Source organism: Pseudomonas sp. NMI760_13 (genome assembly GCF_021283245.1).
Classification (GTDB): domain Bacteria; phylum Pseudomonadota; class Gammaproteobacteria; order Pseudomonadales; family Pseudomonadaceae; genus Aquipseudomonas; species Aquipseudomonas peradeniyensis.
This window is the reverse complement of record NZ_JAJSRC010000002.1, coordinates 303052-325445: the sequence shown is the minus strand read 5'-3', so window position 1 is coordinate 325445 and position 22394 is coordinate 303052. Positions and strand designations below refer to the sequence as shown.

The following is a 22394-nucleotide window of genomic DNA, read 5'->3' as shown; positions in this document are numbered from 1 at the left end:
GCCGATAGTCGGCATCTGCCTCATTCGCGGGTGAACCCGCTCCCACAGGTACTGCGCAGGCTTTGAAACCTGTGAGGTCCCTGTGGGAGCGGGTTTACCCGCGAATGGCCTCACCTCAATCCAGCGCCTTCCAGATCTCGGTCGCATACTCACGAATGGTCCGGTCCGACGAGAACCAGCCCATCCGCGCCGTGTTCAGCACTGCCATGCGCCACCAGTCCTGCGGCGCGTGCCACAGCTCCTCGACCCGCCGCTGGGCGTCCCAGTAGGCATCGAAGTCGGCGCATACCAGGAAGCGGTCATAGGCGATCAGCCCGTCCACCAGCCCGGCGTAGCGCGCCGGGTCGTCCGGCGAAAACACGCCGCTGCGGATCGCCTGCAGCACATCGCCCAACCGATGGGAGGCGGCAATCGCCGCGGCGGCGCCGAAATCGCCGCTGCGCTTGCGCGCCTCCACCTGCTGGGCGGTCAGGCCGAAGATGAACATGTTTTCGGCGCCCACCTGCTCGCACATCTCGACATTGGCGCCATCCAGGGTGCCGATGGTCAGCGCGCCATTGAGGCCGAACTTCATGTTGCTGGTACCGGACGCCTCGTAGCCGGCGGTGGAGATCTGCTCGGACAGGTCCGCCGCCGGGATGATGCTCTCGGCCAGGCTGACGTTGTAGTTGGGCAGGAACACCACCTTGAGCTGGCCACGCACCGTGGGGTCGTTGTTGACCACCCGGGCGATGTCGTTGGCCAGCTTGATGATCAGCTTGGCCTGGTGGTAGCTGGCCGCCGCCTTGCCGGCGAAGATCTTCACCCGCGGTACCCAGTCGGTCCCGGGGTCATTGCGCATCGCCTGGTACAGCGCCACCGTATGCAACAGGTTGAGCAGCTGGCGCTTGTACTCGTGGATGCGCTTGACCTGGACGTCGAACAGCGCCTGCGGATTGACTGTCACCCCCAGCCGGTCCTGAATGATGCTGGCCAATGCGCGCTTGCTGTGCAGGCGCTGGGCGGCGAATTGCTTGCGGAAGGTGGCCTTGTCGGCAAAAGGCGCCAGCCCCTTGAGCTTGCCTTCCGGGTCGTCCAGCACCTGCGGGCCCAACGCCTCGATCAGCATCGCCGTGAGCTGCGGGTTGGACTGGTACAGCCAGCGACGGAAGGTGATGCCGTTGGTCTTGTTGTTGATCCGTTGCGGGTAAAGCTTGTGCAGTTCGGCGAACACCGTGCTCTTCATCAGTTTGCTGTGCAGCGCCGACACGCCGTTGACGCTGTGCGAGCCGAGAAACGCCAGGTTGCCCATGCGTACCCGGCGACCGTTGTCCTCCTCGATCAGCGACACCGCGCGCAGCACATCGAAGTCGTGCAGGCCTTTGGCCCGCAAGGCATCGATATGGTAGGCGTTGATCAGGTAGATGATCTGCATATGCCGCGGCAGCATGCGCTCCATCAGCGCCACCGGCCAGGTTTCCAGGGCCTCGGGCAGTAGGGTGTGGTTGGTGTAGGCCAGGGTTCCGACGGTCAGCTCCCAGGCTTTGTCCCAGGGGATTTCGTGCTGGTCCACCAACAGGCGCATCAACTCGGCCACGGCGATCGACGGGTGGGTGTCGTTGAGCTGGATCGCTGCGGCATCCGGCAGGTTGAGCAGGTCTTTATGCATGTTCAGGTGGCGGCGCAACAGGTCCTGCAGCGAGGCCGAGACGAAGAAGTATTCCTGGCGCAGGCGTAGCTCCTGGCCGGCCTCGGTGCTGTCGGCCGGGTACAGCACCCGCGAGATGCTCTCGGCGCGGGCCACCTCGGCCACTGCGCCCAGGTGGTCGCCGGCGTTGAAGCGCTCCAGGTGCAGTTCTTCCAACGCCCGGGCCCTCCATAGGCGCAGGGTGTTGACGCTGGCGCCGCGCCAACCGACCACCGGTGTGTCGTAGGCCACCGCCCGCACCGTCTCGCCCGGCCACCAGACCTGGCGCTGCTGCCCATTGCCCTCGTGCACGGTTTCGACACTGCCGCCGAAGCTGATCGGATAGATCACCTCGGCGCGCTCGAACTCCCAGGGGTTGCCGAAATCCAGCCAGTTCTCGGTCTGCTCCTGCTGCCAGCCATCGACTACCGCCTGGCGGAACAGGCCATGCTCGTAGCGGATGCCGTAACCATGGGCGGCGATGCCCAAAGTCGACATGCTCTCCATGAAGCACGCCGCCAGGCGCCCGAGGCCGCCATTGCCAAGCGCCGCATCGGGCTCGAGCAGGCGGATGCGCTCAAGGTCCACGTCCAACCCCTGCAACGCCTCACGGGCGATCTCCAGGTAGCCGAGGTTGCTCAGGCTGTCGTACAGCAAGCGGCCGATGAGGAATTCGAGGGAGAGGTAATAGACACGCTTCTGGCTGCGTCGGTAGGCCCGCCGGGTATGGTCCATCCAGTGATCGACCATGTGGTCGCGGGCGGCCAGGGCGATGGCCTCGAACCAGTCGTGGTCGAAAGCGTGTTCCGGGTCCTTGCCGACCGCGTAGGTCAGCTTGGCCAGCACGGCGGCGCGAAAGGCCGCCACCTCTGCACTATGGTCCTTTTCGTCACGGGCTTCGGTTTCCTGGGACATGAGGCATCCTCGGGCAAATGGGCGAAAGCGCAGGGAGATTGTTCAGCCTAGACGCTCTGACACGGAGCGACAGCGACGGTTCGCGGTTTTCATCCACCGCTGGCGAAACCGGCAAAAGGTTGTTCACAAATTGAACAACTCCGGTATCATCGCGCGCCCCAAAACCGTGATTTTCCTTGCAAGAATAAAACCGCAACCATGAAACCGACCCTGATCGCCGCCGCCGAAGTCGACCGCCTGGAGACCTGGCAGCGCTATGCCAGCCACATGTGCGGTGGCTGCCACTCGACCTGCTGCACCCTGCCGGTGGAGGTGAAGATCAAGGATCTGATCCGCATCGGCGTGGTGGACGAGTTCGAAAAAGACGAACCCCCGAAAAACGTGGCCAAACGCCTGCAGAAGGAAGGCATCATCGAGCGTTTCAACCAGAAGTCGGGGATCTTCACCCTGACCCGGATGAGCAACGACGACTGCATGTATCTGGACCGCAAGAGCCGGCTGTGCACCATTTATGACAAGCGCCCGGACACCTGCCGCAATCACCCGAAGATCGGGCCGCGGCCGGGGTATTGTGCGTACAAGCCCAAGGTGGCTACCCGCTGATCCTGCTTTACCTTTGAAATTCTGGGGCTGCTTTGCAGCCCATCGCGGCACAAGGCCGCTCCTACAGGGGACCGCGATCTCCTGTAGGAGCGGCCTTGTGCCGCGAAAGGGCCGCAAAGCGGCCCCTGAATTCTGAAGGCAAACAAACAAAAACGCCCCCGGCCTTTCGACCGGGGGCGTTTTCATTCAGCCTGAACTAATGACTCAGTTCTTGGCTTTCTTGGCAGCGCGGGTACGCTCGCCTTCGTCGAGGATCTTCTTGCGCAGACGGATCGACTTCGGCGTGACTTCGCACAGCTCGTCGTCCTGGATGAATTCCAGGGCCTGCTCGAGGGTGTGGCGAACCGGCGGAACCAGGGCGATGACTTCATCCTTGCCCGAAGCACGCATGTTGTCGAGCTTCTTGCCTTTGGTCGGGTTCACGCCCAGGTCGTTGTCACGGCTGTTCAGGCCGATGATCTGACCGTTGTAGATCTCCTGGCCGTGCTCAACGAACAGCTTGCCGCGAGCCTGCAGGGTTTCCAGCGAGTAGGTCAGGGCCTTGCCGGTCTCGACCGAAACCAGGACACCGTTCAGGCGGCCGGACATCTGGCCCGACTTCATGGTGTCGTAGCGATCGAAGATCGAGGTCAGGATGCCTGCACCGTTGGTCAGGGTCAGGAACTGGTTACGGAAACCGATCAGACCACGGGCTGGAATGTTGTATTCCAGGCGCACACGGCCCTTGCCATCCGGAACCATGTTGGTCAGGTCGCCTTTACGCAGGCCCATCTCTTCCATGACCTTGCCCTGGGATTCCTCAGGGATGTCGATGGTGACGTTCTCGAACGGCTCCTGCTTGACGCCGTCGACTTCGCGGATGATCACTTCAGGACGGCCTACGGCCATCTCGAAGCCTTCACGGCGCATGGTTTCGATCAGTACCGACAGGTGCAGCTCGCCACGGCCCGATACCTTGAACTTGTCAGGGGAATCGGTTTCCTGAACGCGCAGGGCAACGTTGTACAGCAGCTCCTTGTCCAGACGGTCCTTGATGTTACGGCTGGTGACGAACTTGCCTTCTTTACCGCAGAACGGCGAGTCGTTGACCTGGAAGGTCATCGAAACAGTTGGCTCGTCAACGGTCAGCGGCTTCATCGCTTCTACCGCATCCGGGGCGCACAGGGTGTCGGAGATGAACAGCTCGTCGAAACCGCTGATGCAGACGATGTCGCCAGCCTGGGCTTCTTCGACGTCCACACGGTGCAGACCGTGGTGACCCATCAGTTTCAGGATACGGCCGTTACGCTTCTTGCCGTTGGTGTCGATGGCGACAACCGGGGTGTTCGGCTTGACGCGACCGCGGGCGATACGGCCAACACCGATAACGCCGAGGAAGCTGTTGTAGTCCAGTGCGGAGATCTGCATCTGGAACGAGCCTTCACGGTCAACATCCGGCGCCGGTACGTTGTCGACGATCGACTGGTACAGGGCGGTCATGTCTTCGCCCATGGCGGTGTGGTCCAGGCCGGCGATGCCGTTCAGGGCCGAGGCGTAGACGACTTTGAAGTCCAGCTGTTCGTCGGTGGCGCCGAGGTTGTCGAACAGGTCGAAGATCTGGTCCAGAACCCAGTCAGGACGCGCGCCCGGACGGTCGACCTTGTTGATCACGACGATCGGCTTCAGGCCGGCTTCGAAGGCCTTCTTGGTCACGAAGCGGGTTTGCGGCATCGGGCCGTCTTGCGCGTCGACCAGCAGCAGCACGGAGTCGACCATCGACATTACACGCTCAACCTCGCCACCGAAGTCGGCGTGGCCGGGGGTGTCGACGATGTTGATGTGGTAGCCGTTCCAGTTGATGGCGGTGTTTTTCGCCAGAATGGTAATGCCGCGCTCTTTTTCCTGGTCGTTGGAGTCCATGACGCGCTCGTCGTTGAGCTCGTTACGCTCCAGGGTGCCGGACTGGCGCAGGAGTTTGTCGACCAGGGTGGTTTTACCATGGTCAACGTGGGCGATGATGGCGATGTTACGCAGATTTTCGATCACAACTGTATCTCGATCAGAGGATTCGGTTGCCGCCAGTGTAGGCGGCCAATATGTACTGTTTAAGGCTCAGCGGGCCCGGCGGTCGGGAGGGCGATGGCGGATGCTGCCGCCATACAGCCCTGGCGTCTTATGTCGGACGATAAACACGCACATTGGCATGTCCCTCACTGAGCAGGTGGTGTGCGTGCAGACGGCTCATCACACCCTTGTCGCAATACAGCAAGTACTGGCGCGTGGGATCCAGATGCTTGAACTTGCTGTTGATCGCATAGAACGGCATGGCTTGGACTTCGATACCTTCCAGCGCCAGGGGTTCGTCTTCCTGGGCATCAGGGTGACGAATGTCGATGACGATCTGGCCTGGCAGCGCCTCGGCCACTTCCTCGACTTCGATGTCCTTGCCCAGTTCATCGATCACGTGGTCGATGGAAATGAACCTGGCGCGCTCCAGGGCACGCTCCAGCACTTCCATCTCGAATTGCTTCTCTTCGTGCTCCATGCGGTGACGCTTGGCATGGGTGGTCGGGTTCACCGAGATCACGCCGCAGTACTCGGGCATGTGCTTGGCGAAATCGGCGGTGCCGATCTCGGTAGCCTGGTCGATGATGTCCTGCTTGTGGCTGGCCAGCAGCGGGCGCAGCACCAGCTTGTCAGTGGCCGAGTCGATGATCGACAGGTTCGGCAATGTCTGGCTGGACACTTGGGAAATCGCCTCGCCGGTCACCAGGGCGTCGATCTGCAGGCGGTCGGCCATGCGCGCAGCCGCGCGCAGCATCATGCGCTTGAGCGTGACGCCCATGTAGCTGTTGTCGACCTTGTTGAGGATTTCGCCGACCACTTCCTCGAACGGTACGCTGATGAACAGCACGCGCTGGCTGCTGCCGTACTTCTTCCACAGGAAATGGGCCACTTCCATCACACCCAGTTCGTGGGCGCGGCCACCGAGGTTGAAGAAGCAGAAGTGGGTCATCAGGCCGCGGCGCATCATCTGATAGGCCGCCACGGTGGAGTCGAAGCCACCGGACATCAGCACCAGGGTCTGCTCCAGGGCACCCAGCGGATAACCACCGATGCCGTTGTGCTGGTTGTGGATCACGTACAGGCGCTGGTCGCGGATCTCGATGCGCACCAGCACCTCCGGCTTCTTCAGCTCGATGCCGGCGGCGCCGCACTGCTGGCGCAGCTGGCTGCCGACGTAGCGGTCGACGTCCATCGAGGTGAAGTCGTGGTGACCACCGCGTTTGCAGCGCACGGCGAAGTACTTGCCGGCCAGCAGGTGGCCGAAGTGGTGCTTGCACTTGGCGACGATGTCGTCGAAGTCGCCCAGCGGGTATTCCTCGACCTGCAGGAAGTGGGTGATACCCGGGGTGCAGGACAGGCGCTCGATCATCTCGCGCTGGATCTTCTCGTCCTCGACGCGGGTCACCACCTCGAGGTTGTCCCAGACACCATCAACCGCGAGCTCGGGATCCAGATCCTTGAGCACGTTGCGGATGTTCTTGGCGAGCTGGCGGATGAAGCGCTTGCGCACCGGCCGGCTCTTGATGGTGATCTCTGGGAAGACTTTGACGATAAGTTTCATTGGTTTAACAGCGCGCGCAGGGCCTGCCGAAAATAGGGGGCGCGAATTATAGCGGAAATCGCTCAAGGTTTGAGCAACTTTTGATCAGAAGCTTTGCGATGAATGCAGCAGGGGGCTTGTGCAGCACCTGTACCGGCCCTTTCGCGGGTAAACCCGCTCCCACAGGGATCGCACAATCATTGAAGCCAGTGAAGATCCTGTGGGAGCGGGCTTGCCCGCGAAAGGGCCCCCGAAAGCAGCACAAGGCCTCAGGCGCGCACCAAAATAGTGCTTAACATTCAAAAAGTGCCTTTTAAGGGTGCATTCTTTCCATCCCACAACCTCGCAAATGCCCGCCAACGCCCCCTTTCATCCCGCCCTCGCCATTTTTGGGCACTGGCATGCAATTTGCTCCCTTGTGAGGCAGGTACGCTTGGCCGACTATCCGCGCCCAGCGACACCCTTTTTCCAGGGCAGCGGCCAACTGCGCCCTAGACCATCCGGAGGACAACATGTCGAAGTCGGTTCAACTCATCAAAGATCATGACGTCAAGTGGATTGATCTGCGTTTCACGGACACCAAGGGCGTTCAGCATCACGTGACCATGCCGGCGCGCGATGGCCTGGACGAAGACTTCTTCGAAGTCGGCAAGATGTTCGACGGTTCCTCCATCGCTGGCTGGAAAGGCATCGAAGCCTCCGACATGATCCTGATGCCGGTCGACGACACCGCCGTGCTGGACCCGTTCACCGAAGAGCCGACCCTGATCATCACCTGCGATATCGTCGATCCGTCGAGCATGCAGGGCTACGATCGCGACCCGCGCGGCATCGCCAAGCGCGCCGAAGAGTACCTGAAGAGCACCGGCATCGGTGACACCGTGTTCGCCGGCCCCGAGCCTGAGTTCTTCATCTTCGACGAAGTGAAGTTCCAGTCGGACATTTCCGGCTCGATGTTCAAGATCTTCTCCGAGCAAGGCTCGTGGATGACCGGCGCTGACGTCGAAGGCGGCAACAAAGGCCACCGTCCGGGCGTGAAAGGCGGTTACTTCCCGGTTCCGCCGTTCGACCACGACCACGAAATCCGCACCGCCATGTGCAACGCCCTGGAAGAAATGGGCCAGACCGTCGAAGTCCACCACCACGAAGTGGCGACCGCCGGCCAGAACGAGATCGGCGTCAAGTTCAACACCCTGGTGAAGAAAGCTGACGAAGTACAGGCCCTGAAGTACGTCGTGCACAACGTTGCCGACGCTTACGGCCGTACCGCCACCTTCATGCCCAAGCCTCTGTACGGCGACAACGGCTCGGGCATGCACGTGCACATGTCGATCTGGAAAGACGGCAAGAACACCTTCTCCGGCGAAGGCTATGCCGGCCTGTCCGATACCGCCCTGTACTTCATCGGCGGCATCATCAAGCACGGCAAGGCCCTGAACGGCTTCACCAACCCGTCGACCAACTCCTACAAGCGTCTGGTCCCAGGTTTCGAAGCCCCGGTGATGCTGGCCTACTCGGCGCGCAACCGTTCCGCCTCGATCCGTATTCCTTACGTCGGCAGCCCGAAAGCCCGCCGTATCGAAGCACGCTTCCCGGACCCATCGGCCAACCCGTACCTGGCCTTCGCGGCCTTGCTGATGGCCGGCCTGGACGGCATCCAGAACAAGATCCACCCAGGCGATGCCGCCGACAAGAACCTGTACGACCTGCCGCCTGAAGAGGCCAAGGACATCCCGCAGGTGTGCGGCAGCCTGAAGGAAGCCCTGGAAGAGCTGGACAAGGGCCGTGCGTTCCTGACCAAGGGCGGCGTGTTCTCCGACGACTTCATCGATGCCTTCATCGAGCTGAAGAGCGAAGAAGAGATCAAGGTCCGCACCTTCGTGCACCCGCTGGAATACGAGCTGTACTACAGCTGCTGATCTGATCGGCGCCCCGCGTCGATGACATCAGGACGGCCTCCCTCGGGAGGCCGTTTTCATTTCCGTATCGAATCCCTCGCGGGCAAACCGCACGCCCTCTGTGGGAGCGGGCTCACCCGCGCGGAGGCCATTGGCTCCCAGCCAAAATCAAAACCTCACCCTCCGGGCTATGCTCTATATTGGTGCACTATTTTCGGGCATGCCCCGTGATGCACCCCAATATGGTTCAAGTGAAACGTTTAACCTGGACTTTCTGTTCCGAATTTGCGCATTAACAGGTGTTTATCCGGGTTTCTCGCTTCTTTTCGGAGCCTTGGTTTGTTTCTTGCATTTTCACGGTACCAAGCGCACCACCCGCGCCAGCCCATGTGCCAAAAGAGGTCAACGACGCCCCATGACCATCAGCGATGCACAGCACCGTCTGCTCCTGGACAACCTGACCACGGCCACGCTGCTGCTCAATGCCGAACTGCGCCTGGAGTACATGAACCCGGCGGCGGAGATGCTGCTGGCCGTCAGCGGCCAGCGCAGCCACGGGCAGTTCATCAGCGAGCTGTTCACCGAATCGACCGAGGCGCTCAATTCGCTGCGCCAGGCGGTCGAGCAGGCGCACCCGTTCACCAAGCGTGAAGCGCAGCTGACCTCGCTGACCGGCCAGACCATCACCGTCGACTATGCCGTCACCCCCATCCTGCATCTGGGCCAGACCCTGCTGTTGCTGGAGGTGCATCCTCGCGACCGGCTGCTGCGCATCACCAAGGAAGAGGCCCAGCTGAGCAAGCAGGAGACCACCAAGATGCTGGTGCGCGGCCTGGCCCACGAGATCAAGAACCCTCTCGGCGGCATCCGTGGCGCGGCCCAGTTGCTGGCCCGTGAACTGCCGGAAGAAAGCCTGCGCGACTACACCAACGTGATCATCGAGGAGGCCGACCGCCTGCGTAACCTGGTCGACCGCATGCTCGGCTCGAACAAGCTGCCGTCGCTGGCCATGACCAACATCCACGAAGTGCTCGAGCGCGTGTGCAGCCTGGTCGAGGCCGAGAGCCAGGGCTGCATCACCTTGGTGCGCGACTATGACCCGAGCCTGCCGGACGTGCTGATCGACCGTGAGCAGATGATCCAGGCCGTGCTCAACATCGTGCGCAACGCCATGCAGGCCATCGGCGGGCAGAACGAACTGCGCCTAGGCCGCATCACCCTGCGCAGCCGCGCCGTGCGCCAGTTCACCATCGGCCATGTGCGCCACCGCCTGGTCGCCAGGATCGAGATCGTCGACAACGGCCCCGGCATCCCAGCGGAACTGCAGGACACCCTCTTCTATCCCATGGTCAGCGGCCGTCCGGACGGTACCGGGCTGGGCCTGGCCATCACCCAGAACATCATCAGCCAGCACCAGGGCCTGATCGAGTGCGAGAGCCACCCCGGCCACACCACCTTCTCGATCTACCTGCCCCTGGAACAAGGAGCCACCGCCCCATGAGCCGAAGTGAAACCGTCTGGATCGTCGATGATGATCGCTCCATCCGCTGGGTCCTGGAAAAGGCCCTGCAGCAGGAAGGCATGACCACCCAGAGCTTCGACAGCGCCGACGGCGTCATGGGCCGCCTGGCCCGCCAGCAGCCGGACGTGATCATCTCGGACATCCGCATGCCGGGCGCCAGCGGCCTCGACCTGCTGGCCCAGATCCGCGAGCAGCACCCGGGGTTGCCGGTGATCATCATGACCGCTCACTCCGACCTGGACAGCGCCGTGGCCTCGTACCAGGGCGGCGCCTTCGAGTACCTGCCCAAGCCGTTCGATGTCGACGAGGCGGTGTCGCTGGTCAAGCGCGCCAACCAGCATGCCCAGGAGCAGCAAGCCCTGGAAGTGCCCCAGGCGCTGGCCCGCACGCCCGAGATCATCGGCGAGGCGCCGGCGATGCAGGAGGTATTCCGCGCCATCGGTCGCCTCAGCCACTCCAATATCACCGTGCTGATCAACGGTGAGTCCGGCACGGGTAAAGAGCTGGTGGCCCACGCCTTGCACCGCCACAGCCCGCGTGCGGCGTCGCCGTTCATCGCCCTGAACATGGCGGCGATCCCCAAGGACCTGATGGAATCCGAGCTGTTCGGCCATGAGAAAGGCGCCTTCACCGGCGCCGCCAACCTGCGTCGCGGCCGTTTCGAGCAGGCCGACGGCGGCACGCTGTTCCTCGACGAGATCGGCGACATGCCCGCCGACACCCAGACCCGCCTGCTGCGGGTGCTGGCCGACGGCGAGTTCTACCGGGTCGGTGGCCATGTGCCGGTGAAGGTGGATGTACGCATCATCGCCGCCACCCACCAGAACCTCGAGTCGCTGGTGCAGGCCGGCAAGTTCCGTGAAGACCTGTTCCACCGCCTCAACGTGATCCGCATCCATATCCCGCGCCTGGCGGATCGGCGCGAGGACATCCCGGCCCTGGCCCGCCACTTCCTCGGCCGCGCTGCCCAGGAGCTGGCGGTGGAGCCCAAGCTGCTCAAGCCCGAGACCGAGGAGTTCATCCGCAACCTGCCGTGGCCGGGCAACGTGCGCCAGCTGGAGAACACCTGCCGCTGGATCACCGTGATGGCTTCCAGTCGCGAAGTGCTGGTCGGCGACCTGCCGCCGGAGTTGCTCAACCTGCCCCAGGACGCAGCACCCGTGACCAACTGGGAGCAGGCCCTGCGCCAGTGGGCCGACCAGGCCCTGGCCCGCGGCCAGTCGAGCCTGCTCGACAGCGCCGTGCCCAGCTTCGAGCGGATCATGATCGAGACCGCGCTCAAGCATACGGCTGGGCGTCGTCGTGATGCGGCGTTGTTGCTGGGGTGGGGGCGCAATACCTTGACGCGCAAGATCAAGGAATTGGGGATGAAGGTGGATGGGGGGGATGAGGACGAAGGGGACGAGCACTGAGACAGTCAAAAAATATGACCCATGAGGCCGACCATGGCCTCATGAGGCTCACATAGTTATTCCAACTGAAACCTTTCTCATATTATGATTAATTTGTAAAAAAGCAAAACTACGCAAGGTCATCCAAACTCTGCCCTCTAAGTTTATGCGCATCCTCAGTGGGTGCCTGCTGCTTCAAAAGCCCCAAGTTTGTTAGAACCCTCTTAGCCAACTCTGGGTCGTAGAAATTATTCATGAAGGACTTCCACTCCACCTTTAAGTCTGGCCGCCTAAAACCTTCACGATCCTCTGCAAACTTCTTAGCAAACCATAAAGTAAGAGTCGCCGTTGCAGCAATTTGGTCAAATTCTTGCGGCATCTCGCCACCCACCAGACTACTAACCTCCTTGACAGCCGCATGCGCAGCGAAAATAGCCGTGGCACCTTCTAAAGCCGTTATAAGCTTACTGGGCTTATTGACCTGACCTGGGGCAGGGAACATCGTGCTGTCGACCCTATCTACAAAAGTTTTAAGACTCTCTAGAGATGCGAAAGAGGCAAGGAACAGTTTCGCTGCGGTTTCCGCTACCTGCCCATAATTCCGCCCATCAGGATCATGCCTATTTACTGGGTCGTCACCACAATAAACATAGGCATTAATCCCGCCCTTACCAAACGGGCTCAATTGGTCAGACGAAATGAAGCGCCTCAGGCATGGAGAATAATAGCGATGGCCATTACCTAATGGATACAAATCGATCAGCGATTCTTTACGCTGCCCGCAGAAACCAAGGGTCGGCCCCCCTGTACCTGTAAAAGCACCGTAAGGCGTATACACCCTGGAGAAATTGCTACTCCCGAACGGCGATCGCTGGTGATCGAGCATCGGCAAATACACGCTCATGAACAGTCACTCCCGCAAGACCATAAGTCATGAGCCGAAAGCTAACCGAGACTGGCAGTGTCCGATACTGGCAAAATTATCAGGTTCAGCAGGTGCCACCGCGCCTACTTCACCACCCCACATCCTAGATAGAGCCATTTGCACCGTTGCTGTGCTGCGCGCACCAGCAAAAGGCAAATTTGCCTTCAAAAGCCCTCAAAGAATGGCCGGAACACCGCATTCTTGGGCCTATACCAGACCTGGCACGCTCCCTGCTAAGTACTCAGCACCTCCAGTTTTGGGGACCTCGGTACAGGCAGGCCGGGAAATCCCCTCTTTTATTCGTGCAGCCTCACCTGCACCCGCCAGCGCCCCGCCTCCTCCGTCGCGTTCCACTCGCCACGCAGGGGGCGGGCGGCCACCACGGTCAGTACCAGCCCTTCCTCGCTCTTCTGCAGGCGCCAGCCCACCGGTTTGTCCTGCAGCGTCAGCTGACCACGCTGGGTCTTGCCCTGGGCCTCGAACACGATGGCCACGGTGCCCTGGACGTTCTCGCCATGCAGCCTGGGCTCTTCGTTGAACCACAGGTCCAGGCCATCCTGCACCACCTGCACCTGCTCGAGCACCCGTTCTTCCGGGGTGGTCAAACGCCCGATCATCATGCCGACCATCAGCCCGACAAGGGCCAGCGACAGGATCACCCGCGGGAAGGCCTTCGAACGCGGGTCGGGTTCGGGGGTAGAATGCCCGTCATCTTCATGCTTGGAGCCGTGCATGTTTCACGTCATCCTTTTTCAACCAGAAATTCCGCCGAATACCGGCAACATCATCCGCCTGTGCGCCAACAGCGGCTGCGACCTGCACCTGATCGAGCCGATCGGCTTCGAACTGGACGACAAGCGCCTGCGCCGGGCAGGGCTGGACTACCACGAGTATGCCACGCTCAAGCGTCACCAAAGCCTGGCCGACTGCCTGGAAAGCCTGAATCAGCCAAGGCTGTTCGCCTTCACCACCAAGGGCTCGCACCCGTTTCACGAGGTCGAGTACCAGCCTGGCGACGCCTTCCTGTTCGGGCCTGAAAGCCGTGGCCTGCCGGCCGAGGTGCTGGACAGCCTGGCCCCCGAGCAGCGCCTGCGCCTGCCGATGCGGCCGGGGTGCCGGAGCCTGAACCTGTCCAATACCGTGGCGGTGACAGTGTACGAGGCGTGGCGGCAGCAGGGGTTTGCCGGTAGCTGATGCGCTGCCTGTACCGGCCCTTTCGCGGGCAAGCCCGCTCCCACAGGTATTGCGGGGTTGCCAAGAGCAGCACATTACCTGTGGGTGCACAGATATTGTGTGGTTGCTGAGAACAGCACAAATCCTTTGGGAGCACAGGTACTGTGTGATTGCTGAGAGCAGCATAAATCCTGTGGGAGCGGGTTTACCCGCGAAAGGGCCGGGGCAGGCGACACACCATGAAAAAGGCGACCACGAAGGTCGCCTTTATCTTTACCGGCAGCAATCACTGCACAGTTGGCACTTCACCGGCTTCCTGCATGCGCTGCATCTCTTGCGCGTACAGGGCGTCGAAGTTGACCGGCGACAGCATCAGCGCCGGGAACGAGCCACGGGTCACCAGGCTGTCCAGGGTCTCGCGGGCGTACGGGAACAGGATGTTCGGGCAGAACGCGCCGAGGGTGTGGCTCATCGAGGACGCGTCCAGATTGGCGATCAGGAAGATGCCAGCCTGCTGCACTTCGGCGATGAAGGCCACTTCGTCACCATTCTTGACGGTCACCGACAGGGTCAGCACGACTTCGTGGAAGTCGCCTTCCAGGGCTTTCTGACGGGTGTTCAGGTCCAGCGAGACGCTCGGCTCCCACTGCTGGCGGAAGATCTGCGGGCTTTTCGGGGCCTCGAATGACAGATCGCGCACGTAGATGCGCTGCAGGGAGAATTGTGGAGCGGTGGCGTCAGTGGCGCCGTTGGTCTGTTGCTCGGTCATGGCAGATCCTTTTCCTAATGTTCTTGAATGCAGTGCGAATCAGGCCGCCAGCAGCGCGTCGAGCTTGCCCGCGCGCTCCAGGGCATAGAGGTCATCGCATCCACCGACGTGCGTGCTGCCGATCCAGATCTGCGGCACCGAGGTACGGCCGGCCTTCTGGCTCATTTCGGCGCGAACCTGGGGCTTGCCGTCGACCTTGATCTCCTCGAACGCCACGCCCTTGCTCTCGAGCAGGTACTTGGCGCGCATGCAGTAGGGGCAGTAGTCGCTGGAATAGACGATGACGGGCTTCATATCACTTCACCAGGGGCAGGTTATCGGCTTTCCAGCTGGAAACGCCACCGCTGAGCTTGGCGGCGGTGTAACCAGCCTTGAGCAGCTCGCGGCACAGGGTGCCGGACTGCTGGCCCATCGCGTCGACGACGATCAGGGTCTTCTCTTTGTGTTTTTCCAGCTCGCTCATGCGGCCGGCGACTTTGTCCTGGGGAATGTTCAGCGCACCGACGATATGCCCGGCCGAGTATTCCTTGGCGGTACGGATATCGATCACTACGGCCTTGTCGGCGTTGACCAGGGCGGTCAGCTGGCCGTTGCTCAGGCTCTGGCCGCCACGGCGGACTTCATTGATCAGCAGCAGGACCAGCAGGACGACGAAAATGGCCACCAGGATGTAGTGATCTGTCGCGAATTGAATCAGGTGAGCAACCATCAGGGGTGTTCCAGGCGATTGAAAATGGCGGCCAGTATACACAGCGCCCCATGACCGCCAAAGCCCGCTGGGCTGGCGGTAAACGCGTCTTCATGTTGCATGCCCGACCGCGCCTGTCGGGCAAGGGGAGGAATATTCGCCGTCGCTGGCGGATTTGCCCTAAAATGCGTGTCTTTATCATCTTTGAACAACCGTGAGTTTGATTGATGACGAGTACGCCTAAACCCCTGGTCCTGATCATCCTGGATGGCTTCGGTCACAGCGAAAGCCCCGAATACAACGCCATCTTCGCTGCCAACACGCCGGTCTACGACCGCCTGCGCGCCACCCAGCCGCACGGTTTGATCTCCGGTTCCGGCATGGACGTGGGGCTGCCCGACGGGCAGATGGGCAACTCCGAAGTCGGTCACATGAACCTCGGCGCCGGCCGCGTGGTGTACCAGGACTTCACCCGGGTGACCAAGGCCATCCGTGACGGCGAGTTCTTCGAGAACCCCGTGCTCGGCGGCGCGGTGGACAAGGCCGTCGGCGCCGGCAAGGCCGTGCACATCCTCGGCCTGCTCTCCGACGGCGGCGTGCACAGCCACCAGGACCACCTGATCGCCATGGCCGAGCTGGCCGCGCAGCGTGGCGCCGAGAAGATCTACCTGCACGCCTTCCTCGACGGCCGCGACACCCCGCCGCGCAGCGCCCAGTCGTCCATCGAACTGCTCGACGCCACCTTCGCCCGCCTGGGCAAGGGCCGCATCGCCAGCCTGATCGGCCGCTACTACGCCATGGACCGCGACAACCGCTGGGATCGCGTACAAGCCGCCTACAACCTGATCGTCGACAGCACCGCCGAATATACCGCCGACAGCGCTCTCGCCGGCCTGCAAGCCGCCTACGCCCGCGAGGAGAACGACGAGTTCGTCAAGGCCACGCGCATTGGCGAAGCCGTCAAGGTCGAGGATGGCGACGCGGTCATCTTCATGAACTTCCGCGCCGACCGTGCCCGCGAGCTGTCCCGTGCGTTCGTCGAAGCGGACTTCAGCGAATTCCCACGCGCACGCCTGCCCAAGCTGGCGGCGTACATCGGCCTGACCCAGTATTCGGCGAAAATTCCGGCGCCTGCCGCGTTTGCCCCGTCCAGTCTGGACAATGTCCTGGGCGAATACCTGGCGAAGAACGGCAAGACCCAGCTGCGTATCGCCGAGACCGAGAAGTACGCCCATGTCACCTTCTTCTTCTCCGGTGGTCGCGAAGAGCCGTTCGAAGGCGAAGAACGCATCCTGATCCCGTCGCCGAAGGTCGCCACCTACGACCTGCAGCCGGAAATGAACGCTCCCGAGGTCACCGACCGCATCGTCGAGGCCATCGAGCAGCAGCGTTATGACGTGATCGTGGTCAACTATGCCAACGGCGACATGGTCGGCCATACTGGCGTGTTCGAAGCGGCGGTCAAGGCCGTCGAAGCCCTGGACATCTGCGTCGGCCGTATCGTCGAGGCCCTGGACAAGGTCGGCGGCGAAGCGCTGATCACCGCTGACCACGGCAACGTCGAGCAGATGGAAGACGAGTGCACCGGCCAGGCGCACACCGCCCACACCAGCGAGCCGGTGCCGTTCATCTATGTCGGCAAGCGCCAGGTCAAGGTCCGCGAAGGCGGCGTGCTGGCCGATGTAGCGCCGACCATGCTCAAGCTGCTGGGGCTGGAAAAGCCGGTCGAGATGACCGGCATCTCGATCCTGGTCGATGCTTGATGCTTGTACGGGGCCGCTTTGCGGCCCTTCCGCGGCACAAGGCCGCTCCTACAGGTGATCGCACATAACCTGTAGGAGCGGCCTTGTGCCGCGAAAGGGCTGCGCAGCAGCCCCGAAATACCTGAATTCCAGACCAACGCCCCGCCGCGCATGCCGCGGGGCGTTTTTTTTGCAGGCCCGCAAGGGCATACTAGGCCAGTCTCCATCCCCGGTACGCCAAACCCCATGCTCCGCGCCCTCTTCTTACTAGCCCTGTCATGCCTGCTCACCCCGGCTTTCGCCGACGAGCGCGCACAGACCCAGCAACAGCTGGACGCCACCCGCCAGGACATCGCCGAGCTGAAGAAGATGCTGGGCAAGCTTCAGGAGGAGAAAGCCGGCGTGCAGAAAGACCTCAAGTCCACCGAGACCGACATCGGCAGCCTCGAGAAACAGGTGGAGGCATTGCAGCAAGAACTAAAAAAGACCGAGGGCGAGCTGGAGCGCCTTGATCACGAGAAAAAAAAACTCCAGAGCGCCCGCGTTGAACAGCAACGCCTGATTGCCATCCAGGCCCGTTCGGCCTACCAGAACAACGGCCGCGAGGAATACCTCAAGCTGCTGCTGAACCAGCAGAACCCCGAGAAGTTCGCCCGCACCCTCACCTATTACGACTACCTCAGCAAGGCGCGCATGGACCAGTTGCGCGCCTTCAACGAGACCCTGCGCCAGCTGGCCAACGTCGAGCAGGACATCGCCCGCCAGCAGGAACAGCTGCTGACCCAACGCGCCGACCTCGACGGTCGCCGCCAGGCGCTCGTGGCCGAACGCGACAAGCGCCAGCAGGTGCTGGCCAAGCTCAACAGCGACATGAAAGAGCGCGACCAGAAGCTGCAGAGCCGCGAGCAGGACCAGGCCGACCTGGGCAAGGTGCTCAAGACCATCGAGGAAACCCTGGCCCGCCAGGCCCGCGAGGCCGAAGAGGCGCGCCAGCGCGCCCTGCTGGCCAGGCAGGAAGAAGAGAAACGCCGCAAGGAGCAGGCCCTGGCTGCGGCAGCCCGTGCCCAGGAGCCCGAGGAGGCGCCGAAAAAGGCCCGCACCACCCTCGGCCCGGTGGTTTCCAGCGATGGCGCCAGCTACGGCGGCGCTTTTTCTGCGGCCCGGGGCAAACTTCCATGGCCCGTCAATGGTCGATTGCTGGCACGCTTCGGCGATACCCGCGGCGGCGACGCCCGGGCCAAATGGGACGGAGTGATGATCGGCGCCAGCGCCGGCACCCAGGTGCGCGCCGTGCACGGCGGGCGCGTGGTGTTCGCCGACTGGTTGCGCGGCGCTGGACTTCTGGTCATTCTCGACCATGGCAATGGCTACCTGAGCCTGTACGGCCACAACCAGAGCCTGCTCAAGAGCGCCGGCGATATCGTCAAGGCCGGCGATGCCATCTCCACCGTCGGCGACAGCGGTGGCCAGGACAACGCCGGCCTGTACTTCGCGATTCGCCAGCAGGGCCGGCCCACCGACCCTGCGCAATGGTGCCGAGGCTAGTGTCCTGTCTCGGAAATACGTTCTCTTTTGGCGAGTGGCTTGGGTGTTCGGCCAAGGCGCCGCGACGAGTCATAGCAGGGCTATGGCGAGGAGTGGCAACGCCGGCCGGGCGCCCAAGACGCCGCCAAAAGTGAACAGCTTATTTCCGAGACAGGACACTGGATAATGCTACTTTTACGGCGCCGCCCACGAAACGGCGGCGCCGATGCTCCCGACGGGAGCACCAACAGGATCAGGAGTTCGTTCGACATGCTGCACTCGCCTCGCCTCACCCAGCTGGCCCTGACCATCGCCCTGGTCATCGGCGCGCCCCTGGCCGTTGCTGCCGAGCCGGCCAAGCCAGCGGCCAAGCCGGCTGCGGTGCCGGCCACCGAGGTGACCGCCAAGGCGCCGCTGCCGCTTGAAGAGCTGCGCACCTTTGCCGAGGTCATGGACCGCATCAAGGCCGCCTATGTGGAGCCTGTGGACGACAAGACCCTGCTGGAGAACGCCATCAAGGGCATGCTCAGCAACCTTGACCCACACTCTGCCTACCTCGGCCCCGAGGATTTCCAGGAGCTGCAGGAAAGCACCAGCGGCGAGTTCGGCGGCCTGGGCATCGAAGTGGGCATGGAAGACGGCTTCGTCAAGGTGGTCTCGCCCATCGACGACACCCCGGCCTCCCGCGCCGGCATCGAGGCCGGAGACCTGATCGTCAAGATCAACGGCGCGCCGACCCGTGGCCAGACCATGACCGAGGCCGTGGACAAGATGCGCGGCAAGATCGGCGAGAAGATCACCCTGACCCTGGTGCGCGACGGCGGCACGCCGTTCGACGTGACGCTGGCCCGCGCGGTGATCCAGGTCAAGAGCGTCAAGAGCCAGTTGCTGGAGAACGACTACGGTTACATCCGCATCACCCAGTTCCAGGTCAAGACCGGCGACGAGGTAGGCAAGGCCCTGGCCAAGCTGCGCAAGGACAACGGCAAGAAGCTGCGTGGCGTGGTCCTCGACCTGCGCAACAACCCCGGTGGCGTGCTGCAGTCGGCGGTGGAAGTGGCCGACCACTTCCTCACCAAGGGCCTGATCGTCTACACCAAGGGCCGCATCGCCAACTCCGAACTGCGCTACTCCGCCGACCCGGCCGACGCCAGCGAAGGCGTGCCGCTGGTGGTGCTGATCAACGGCGGCAGCGCCTCGGCCTCGGAAATCGTCGCCGGCGCCCTGCAGGACCAGAAACGCGCCGTGCTGATGGGCACCGACAGCTTCGGCAAGGGCTCGGTGCAGACCGTGCTGCCACTGGCCAACGACCGTGCGTTGAAGCTCACCACCGCGCTGTACTTCACCCCCAACGGTCGCTCGATCCAGGCCCAGGGCATCGTCCCGGACATCGAGGTGCGTCCGGCCAAGCTCACCGCCGAGGCCGACAACGACAACTTCAAGGAAGCCGACCTGCAGGGCCACCTGGGCAACGGCAATGGCGGCGCCGACCGCCCGAGCGGCAGCAGCAAGCGCAAGGATCGCCCACAGGACAACGACTTCCAGCTCAGCCAGGCCCTCAGCCTGCTCAAGGGCCTGAACATCACCAAGGGCGACTGACCGCTACCCATGCGTTACCTGCTGTTCACGCTGTTCTGCCTCATGCTCGGCACCGCCCAGGCGGCGCCGGGCAAGGCCTACATGAGCATCATCATCGACGACCTGGGGCAGAGCAGCGAGCGTGACAGCCGCACCCTCGCCCTGCCCGGGCCGGTGACCATGGCGATCATGCCCGACACCCCGCACGCCACCGAGTTCGCCCGCCAGGCCCACAAGGCCGGACGCACGGTGATCCTGCACATGCCCATGGATCCGGCCACCGGCCCCTACGCCTGGCACCCCGGCACGCCGATCGAGGAGCTGGCCCGGCGCCTGGACGCCGCCTTGGCCAAGGTGCCTTACGTCGCGGGTATCAACAACCACATGGGCAGCCGCATGACCGCCCAGCGCGAACCGATGCGCTGGCTGATGGAAGAGCTGCAACGCCGCCACCTGTTCTTCGTCGACAGCCGCACCAGCGCCGCCACTGTGGCGGCGGCAGAGGCCCAGGCATTGGGCTTGGCCCATGTCTCACGGGATGTGTTCCTCGATGACGTGCGCACCACGGAGGCGATCAGCGGACAATTGCAGCTGGGTATCGCCCAGGCCCGCAAACAAGGCTCTGCGGTACTGATCGGCCACCCCTACCCGCAGACGCTTGAGGTACTGGCCCGTGAAATCCCCCGACTCAAGGCCCAGGGCATCGAGTTGATCGGTCTACCGCAGATGATCGCCGAACGCGGCAATCAGGCCATGCCCGCCCATGGTCACCAGGGTCGCTACAGCAATCGCTGAGGCGTCGCCCGATCCAGACCAACGTGGGAGCGGGCTAGCCCCGCGATCACCGGCTAGGCCGGTGCTGGCAGGGCATCGCGGGCCAAGCCCGCTCCCACGCTGGTGATACCTATGCCGCCACAGCCAACGTACCGCGCATATCCATAAGCACCACCTGGCGCCCCTTCCCCGCAGGCACGCTCGCATCGGTAATCCATACAGGAGCTCAACCGATGTCGACCAAAGCCACCTCTCTGCTTGCCCTGACGATGCTCTGGGCCGCGACCGAAACCCTCGCCGCCACCAGCGACACACCCACACTGCTGAAAAACGCCCAGGGCGAGCACGCCCATTGGAGCGGCATCGGCCGCCTTAACATGGAGCGCGGCCGCCAATGCATCGCCACGCTGATCGACAGCCGCGGCCCCGCATCCACCACGACAGGCCCCGCTTACCTGCTGACCAGCGGCCACTGCCTGGAGACTCGCAATGGCCGGATCATCCACGATCAGCCGGCGCAGGGCAGCATCACCTTCAACTACTTCGCCGACACCCCGGATGCCCGCCCGACATTCGCCCTCAAGCGCACGCTGTGGAGCAGCATGCAAGGCAGCGACCTGGCGCTGCTGGAACTGGACGCCAGCCTCGCTCAGGTGATGGCCGCAGGCATCCAGCCGCTGGCGCTTGGCGTCAGTCCAGCATCAGGCAGCGCGGTGGTGATGGTGGGCGAGGCCGGCAGGCCAGACCTCGGACTGCGCGCGGCCCAATGCACAGAACGGGACCAGGCCAGCGTGACCGAGTTTCCCTGGGTATGGCGCAGGCTCAAGGTCAATGACTGCCCCTCCGGCGGCAAAGGCGCATCAGGCAGCGCGGTGATCGACCAGGTCAGCGGACACTTGGTCAGCGTCGTCAACAGCGTGCCCGTCGGAGCGACGCAAAACAATTACGCCATCCCGGTCCAGCGTGTACTCGGTTGCTTTCACCAAGGCCACGCCGATCTGAGCCTCGAACGCTGCATCCTGCTGCCCGCCTTCCAAATCACTCAGAAAGGGCGGGCCCGCTTGCTCAGGCGGCTCGGCAACGGCTCATCCGCCGCCACCTGGGACCTGGCCCTCGACATCGACACCCCGCGCTACCGCTACAAGCAGGTACGCGATGCACTCAAGTGCGAGGACGCGGCCGGCTACAGCGGCACGATCCCCGCCAGCGAACGGCGCATCGACAACCCGATCGCCAGCGAGCCGGGCCGCTACTACCTGTGTCTGGTCGGCGTACAATCGCCGGATCAGCGTCCCTACCCGGCCCTGCTGGCCAACGCCCTTAGCCTGCCTGTCGAGGTGATTCCGGCAGGTCTTCCGCAAATCCGCTACACCCTTGATCGCCACGAGCAAGGCCACGTCATGCTCAACTGGCAGACCAGGCAGCCCTACCTGAGCCACTACCTGGTCAAGTACGGCGCCGCGGACCGGATGGACTGCGACAACGCCTTCGGTTACCGCCGCGCCCTGACACCCGCCCAGGTCATCCCGGCCTCACGCCTGCCGGCCACGCTCTGTAGCCGCGCCATCGACATCGACGGACAAGTGGCGTCGACCCACAGCGAACTGCTGCCGGTGCACGGCCATTGATTTCAGGCCCTG

The 22394-nt window shown here is 62.9% G+C and carries 18 protein-coding genes; 10 read left to right on the top strand and 8 right to left on the bottom strand.

Features of this window, described 5'->3' with window-relative positions; all coding sequences use genetic code 11:
- Positions 1-115 precede the first annotated feature (115 nt).
- Positions 116-2581: a glycogen/starch/alpha-glucan phosphorylase gene (locus LU671_RS03300; protein ID WP_232854940.1), complete on the bottom strand. Its 2466-nt coding sequence runs from the start codon at positions 2579-2581 to the stop codon at positions 116-118.
- Positions 2582-2779: 198 nt separating this feature from the next.
- Here LU671_RS03300 and LU671_RS03295 point away from each other — a divergent pair, with 198 nt between their 5' ends.
- Positions 2780-3184: a YkgJ family cysteine cluster protein gene (locus LU671_RS03295; protein WP_203648377.1), complete on the top strand. Its 405-nt coding sequence runs from the start codon at positions 2780-2782 to the stop codon at positions 3182-3184.
- A 204-nt stretch (positions 3185-3388) separates the two neighbouring features.
- Here LU671_RS03295 and typA read toward each other — a convergent pair whose 3' ends face one another.
- Positions 3389-5209, bottom strand: coding sequence for a translational GTPase TypA (typA, locus tag LU671_RS03290; RefSeq protein ID WP_203648379.1), 1821 nt, complete (start codon positions 5207-5209; stop codon positions 3389-3391).
- A 127-nt stretch (positions 5210-5336) separates the two neighbouring features.
- Positions 5337-6791: a tRNA uracil 4-sulfurtransferase ThiI gene (thiI, locus tag LU671_RS03285; RefSeq protein WP_203648381.1), complete on the bottom strand. Its 1455-nt coding sequence runs from the start codon at positions 6789-6791 to the stop codon at positions 5337-5339.
- Positions 6792-7282: 491 nt separating this feature from the next.
- Between thiI and glnA the strand changes: the two genes are divergently transcribed.
- The 3 genes from glnA to ntrC all read left to right on the top strand — a co-directional run bounded on the left by glnA (position 7283) and on the right by ntrC (position 11602).
- Entirely contained in the window at positions 7283-8689 is a 1407-nt protein-coding gene (gene glnA / locus LU671_RS03280) for a type I glutamate--ammonia ligase (protein ID WP_203648383.1), read from the top strand.
- 394 nt (positions 8690-9083) lie between these two features.
- Positions 9084-10169, top strand: coding sequence for a nitrogen regulation protein NR(II) (gene glnL, locus LU671_RS03275; protein ID WP_110735235.1), 1086 nt, complete (start codon positions 9084-9086; stop codon positions 10167-10169).
- Positions 10166-11602, top strand: coding sequence for a nitrogen regulation protein NR(I) (gene ntrC / locus LU671_RS03270; RefSeq protein WP_232854939.1), 1437 nt, complete (start codon positions 10166-10168; stop codon positions 11600-11602). The genes glnL and ntrC overlap by 4 nt, the downstream gene beginning before the upstream one ends.
- Before the next feature lie 109 nt (positions 11603-11711).
- Here ntrC and LU671_RS03265 read toward each other — a convergent pair whose 3' ends face one another.
- Both LU671_RS03265 and LU671_RS03260 read right to left on the bottom strand, forming a co-directional pair.
- Positions 11712-12485: an RHS repeat-associated core domain-containing protein gene (locus tag LU671_RS03265; protein ID WP_232854938.1), complete on the bottom strand. Its 774-nt coding sequence runs from the start codon at positions 12483-12485 to the stop codon at positions 11712-11714.
- A gap of 317 nt (positions 12486-12802) precedes the next feature.
- Positions 12803-13240, bottom strand: coding sequence for a hypothetical protein (locus LU671_RS03260; RefSeq protein WP_232854937.1), 438 nt, complete (start codon positions 13238-13240; stop codon positions 12803-12805).
- Here LU671_RS03260 and trmL point away from each other — a divergent pair.
- Positions 13239-13700: a tRNA (uridine(34)/cytosine(34)/5-carboxymethylaminomethyluridine(34)-2'-O)-methyltransferase TrmL gene (gene trmL, locus LU671_RS03255; protein ID WP_203648400.1), complete on the top strand. Its 462-nt coding sequence runs from the start codon at positions 13239-13241 to the stop codon at positions 13698-13700. The genes LU671_RS03260 and trmL overlap by 2 nt on opposite strands.
- A 265-nt stretch (positions 13701-13965) precedes the next feature.
- Here the strand turns inward: trmL and secB are convergent, their stop codons facing one another.
- Genes secB through LU671_RS03240 form a run of 3 tightly spaced genes read right to left on the bottom strand, consistent with a single transcriptional unit; the run spans position 13966 to position 15157 of the window.
- On the bottom strand, positions 13966-14448 hold the full coding sequence (gene secB / locus LU671_RS03250; RefSeq protein WP_203648402.1) for a protein-export chaperone SecB: 483 nt from the start codon (positions 14446-14448) through the stop codon (positions 13966-13968).
- A 39-nt stretch (positions 14449-14487) separates the two neighbouring features.
- Positions 14488-14742 (bottom strand): glutaredoxin 3, encoded by a 255-nt coding sequence (grxC, locus tag LU671_RS03245; protein ID WP_003249204.1) that lies wholly within the window; start codon positions 14740-14742, stop codon positions 14488-14490.
- Between the two features lies 1 nt (position 14743).
- Positions 14744-15157 (bottom strand): rhodanese-like domain-containing protein, encoded by a 414-nt coding sequence (locus LU671_RS03240; RefSeq protein WP_028688411.1) that lies wholly within the window; start codon positions 15155-15157, stop codon positions 14744-14746.
- Between the two features lie 206 nt (positions 15158-15363).
- On the opposite strand from LU671_RS03240, the gene gpmI reads away from it, so the two are divergent.
- The 5 genes from gpmI to LU671_RS03215 all read left to right on the top strand — a co-directional run bounded on the left by gpmI (position 15364) and on the right by LU671_RS03215 (position 22382).
- Complete coding sequence (gene gpmI / locus LU671_RS03235; protein WP_232854936.1) at positions 15364-16899, top strand: 2,3-bisphosphoglycerate-independent phosphoglycerate mutase; 1536 nt, start codon at positions 15364-15366, stop codon at positions 16897-16899.
- A 225-nt stretch (positions 16900-17124) separates the two neighbouring features.
- Positions 17125-18423: a murein hydrolase activator EnvC family protein gene (locus LU671_RS03230; RefSeq protein WP_203648406.1), complete on the top strand. Its 1299-nt coding sequence runs from the start codon at positions 17125-17127 to the stop codon at positions 18421-18423.
- Between the two features lie 249 nt (positions 18424-18672).
- Positions 18673-20001 carry a S41 family peptidase gene (locus LU671_RS03225; RefSeq protein WP_062572581.1) on the top strand — a complete coding sequence of 443 codons (1329 nt, stop codon included), beginning with the start codon at positions 18673-18675 and terminating at the stop codon, positions 19999-20001.
- Positions 20002-20010: 9 nt separating this feature from the next.
- Positions 20011-20775: a divergent polysaccharide deacetylase family protein gene (locus LU671_RS03220; protein ID WP_203648408.1), complete on the top strand. Its 765-nt coding sequence runs from the start codon at positions 20011-20013 to the stop codon at positions 20773-20775.
- 212 nt (positions 20776-20987) lie between these two features.
- Positions 20988-22382, top strand: a complete 1395-nt coding sequence (locus LU671_RS03215) for a trypsin-like serine peptidase (RefSeq protein ID WP_232854935.1) — start codon at positions 20988-20990, stop codon at positions 22380-22382.
- Positions 22383-22394 lie beyond the last annotated feature (12 nt).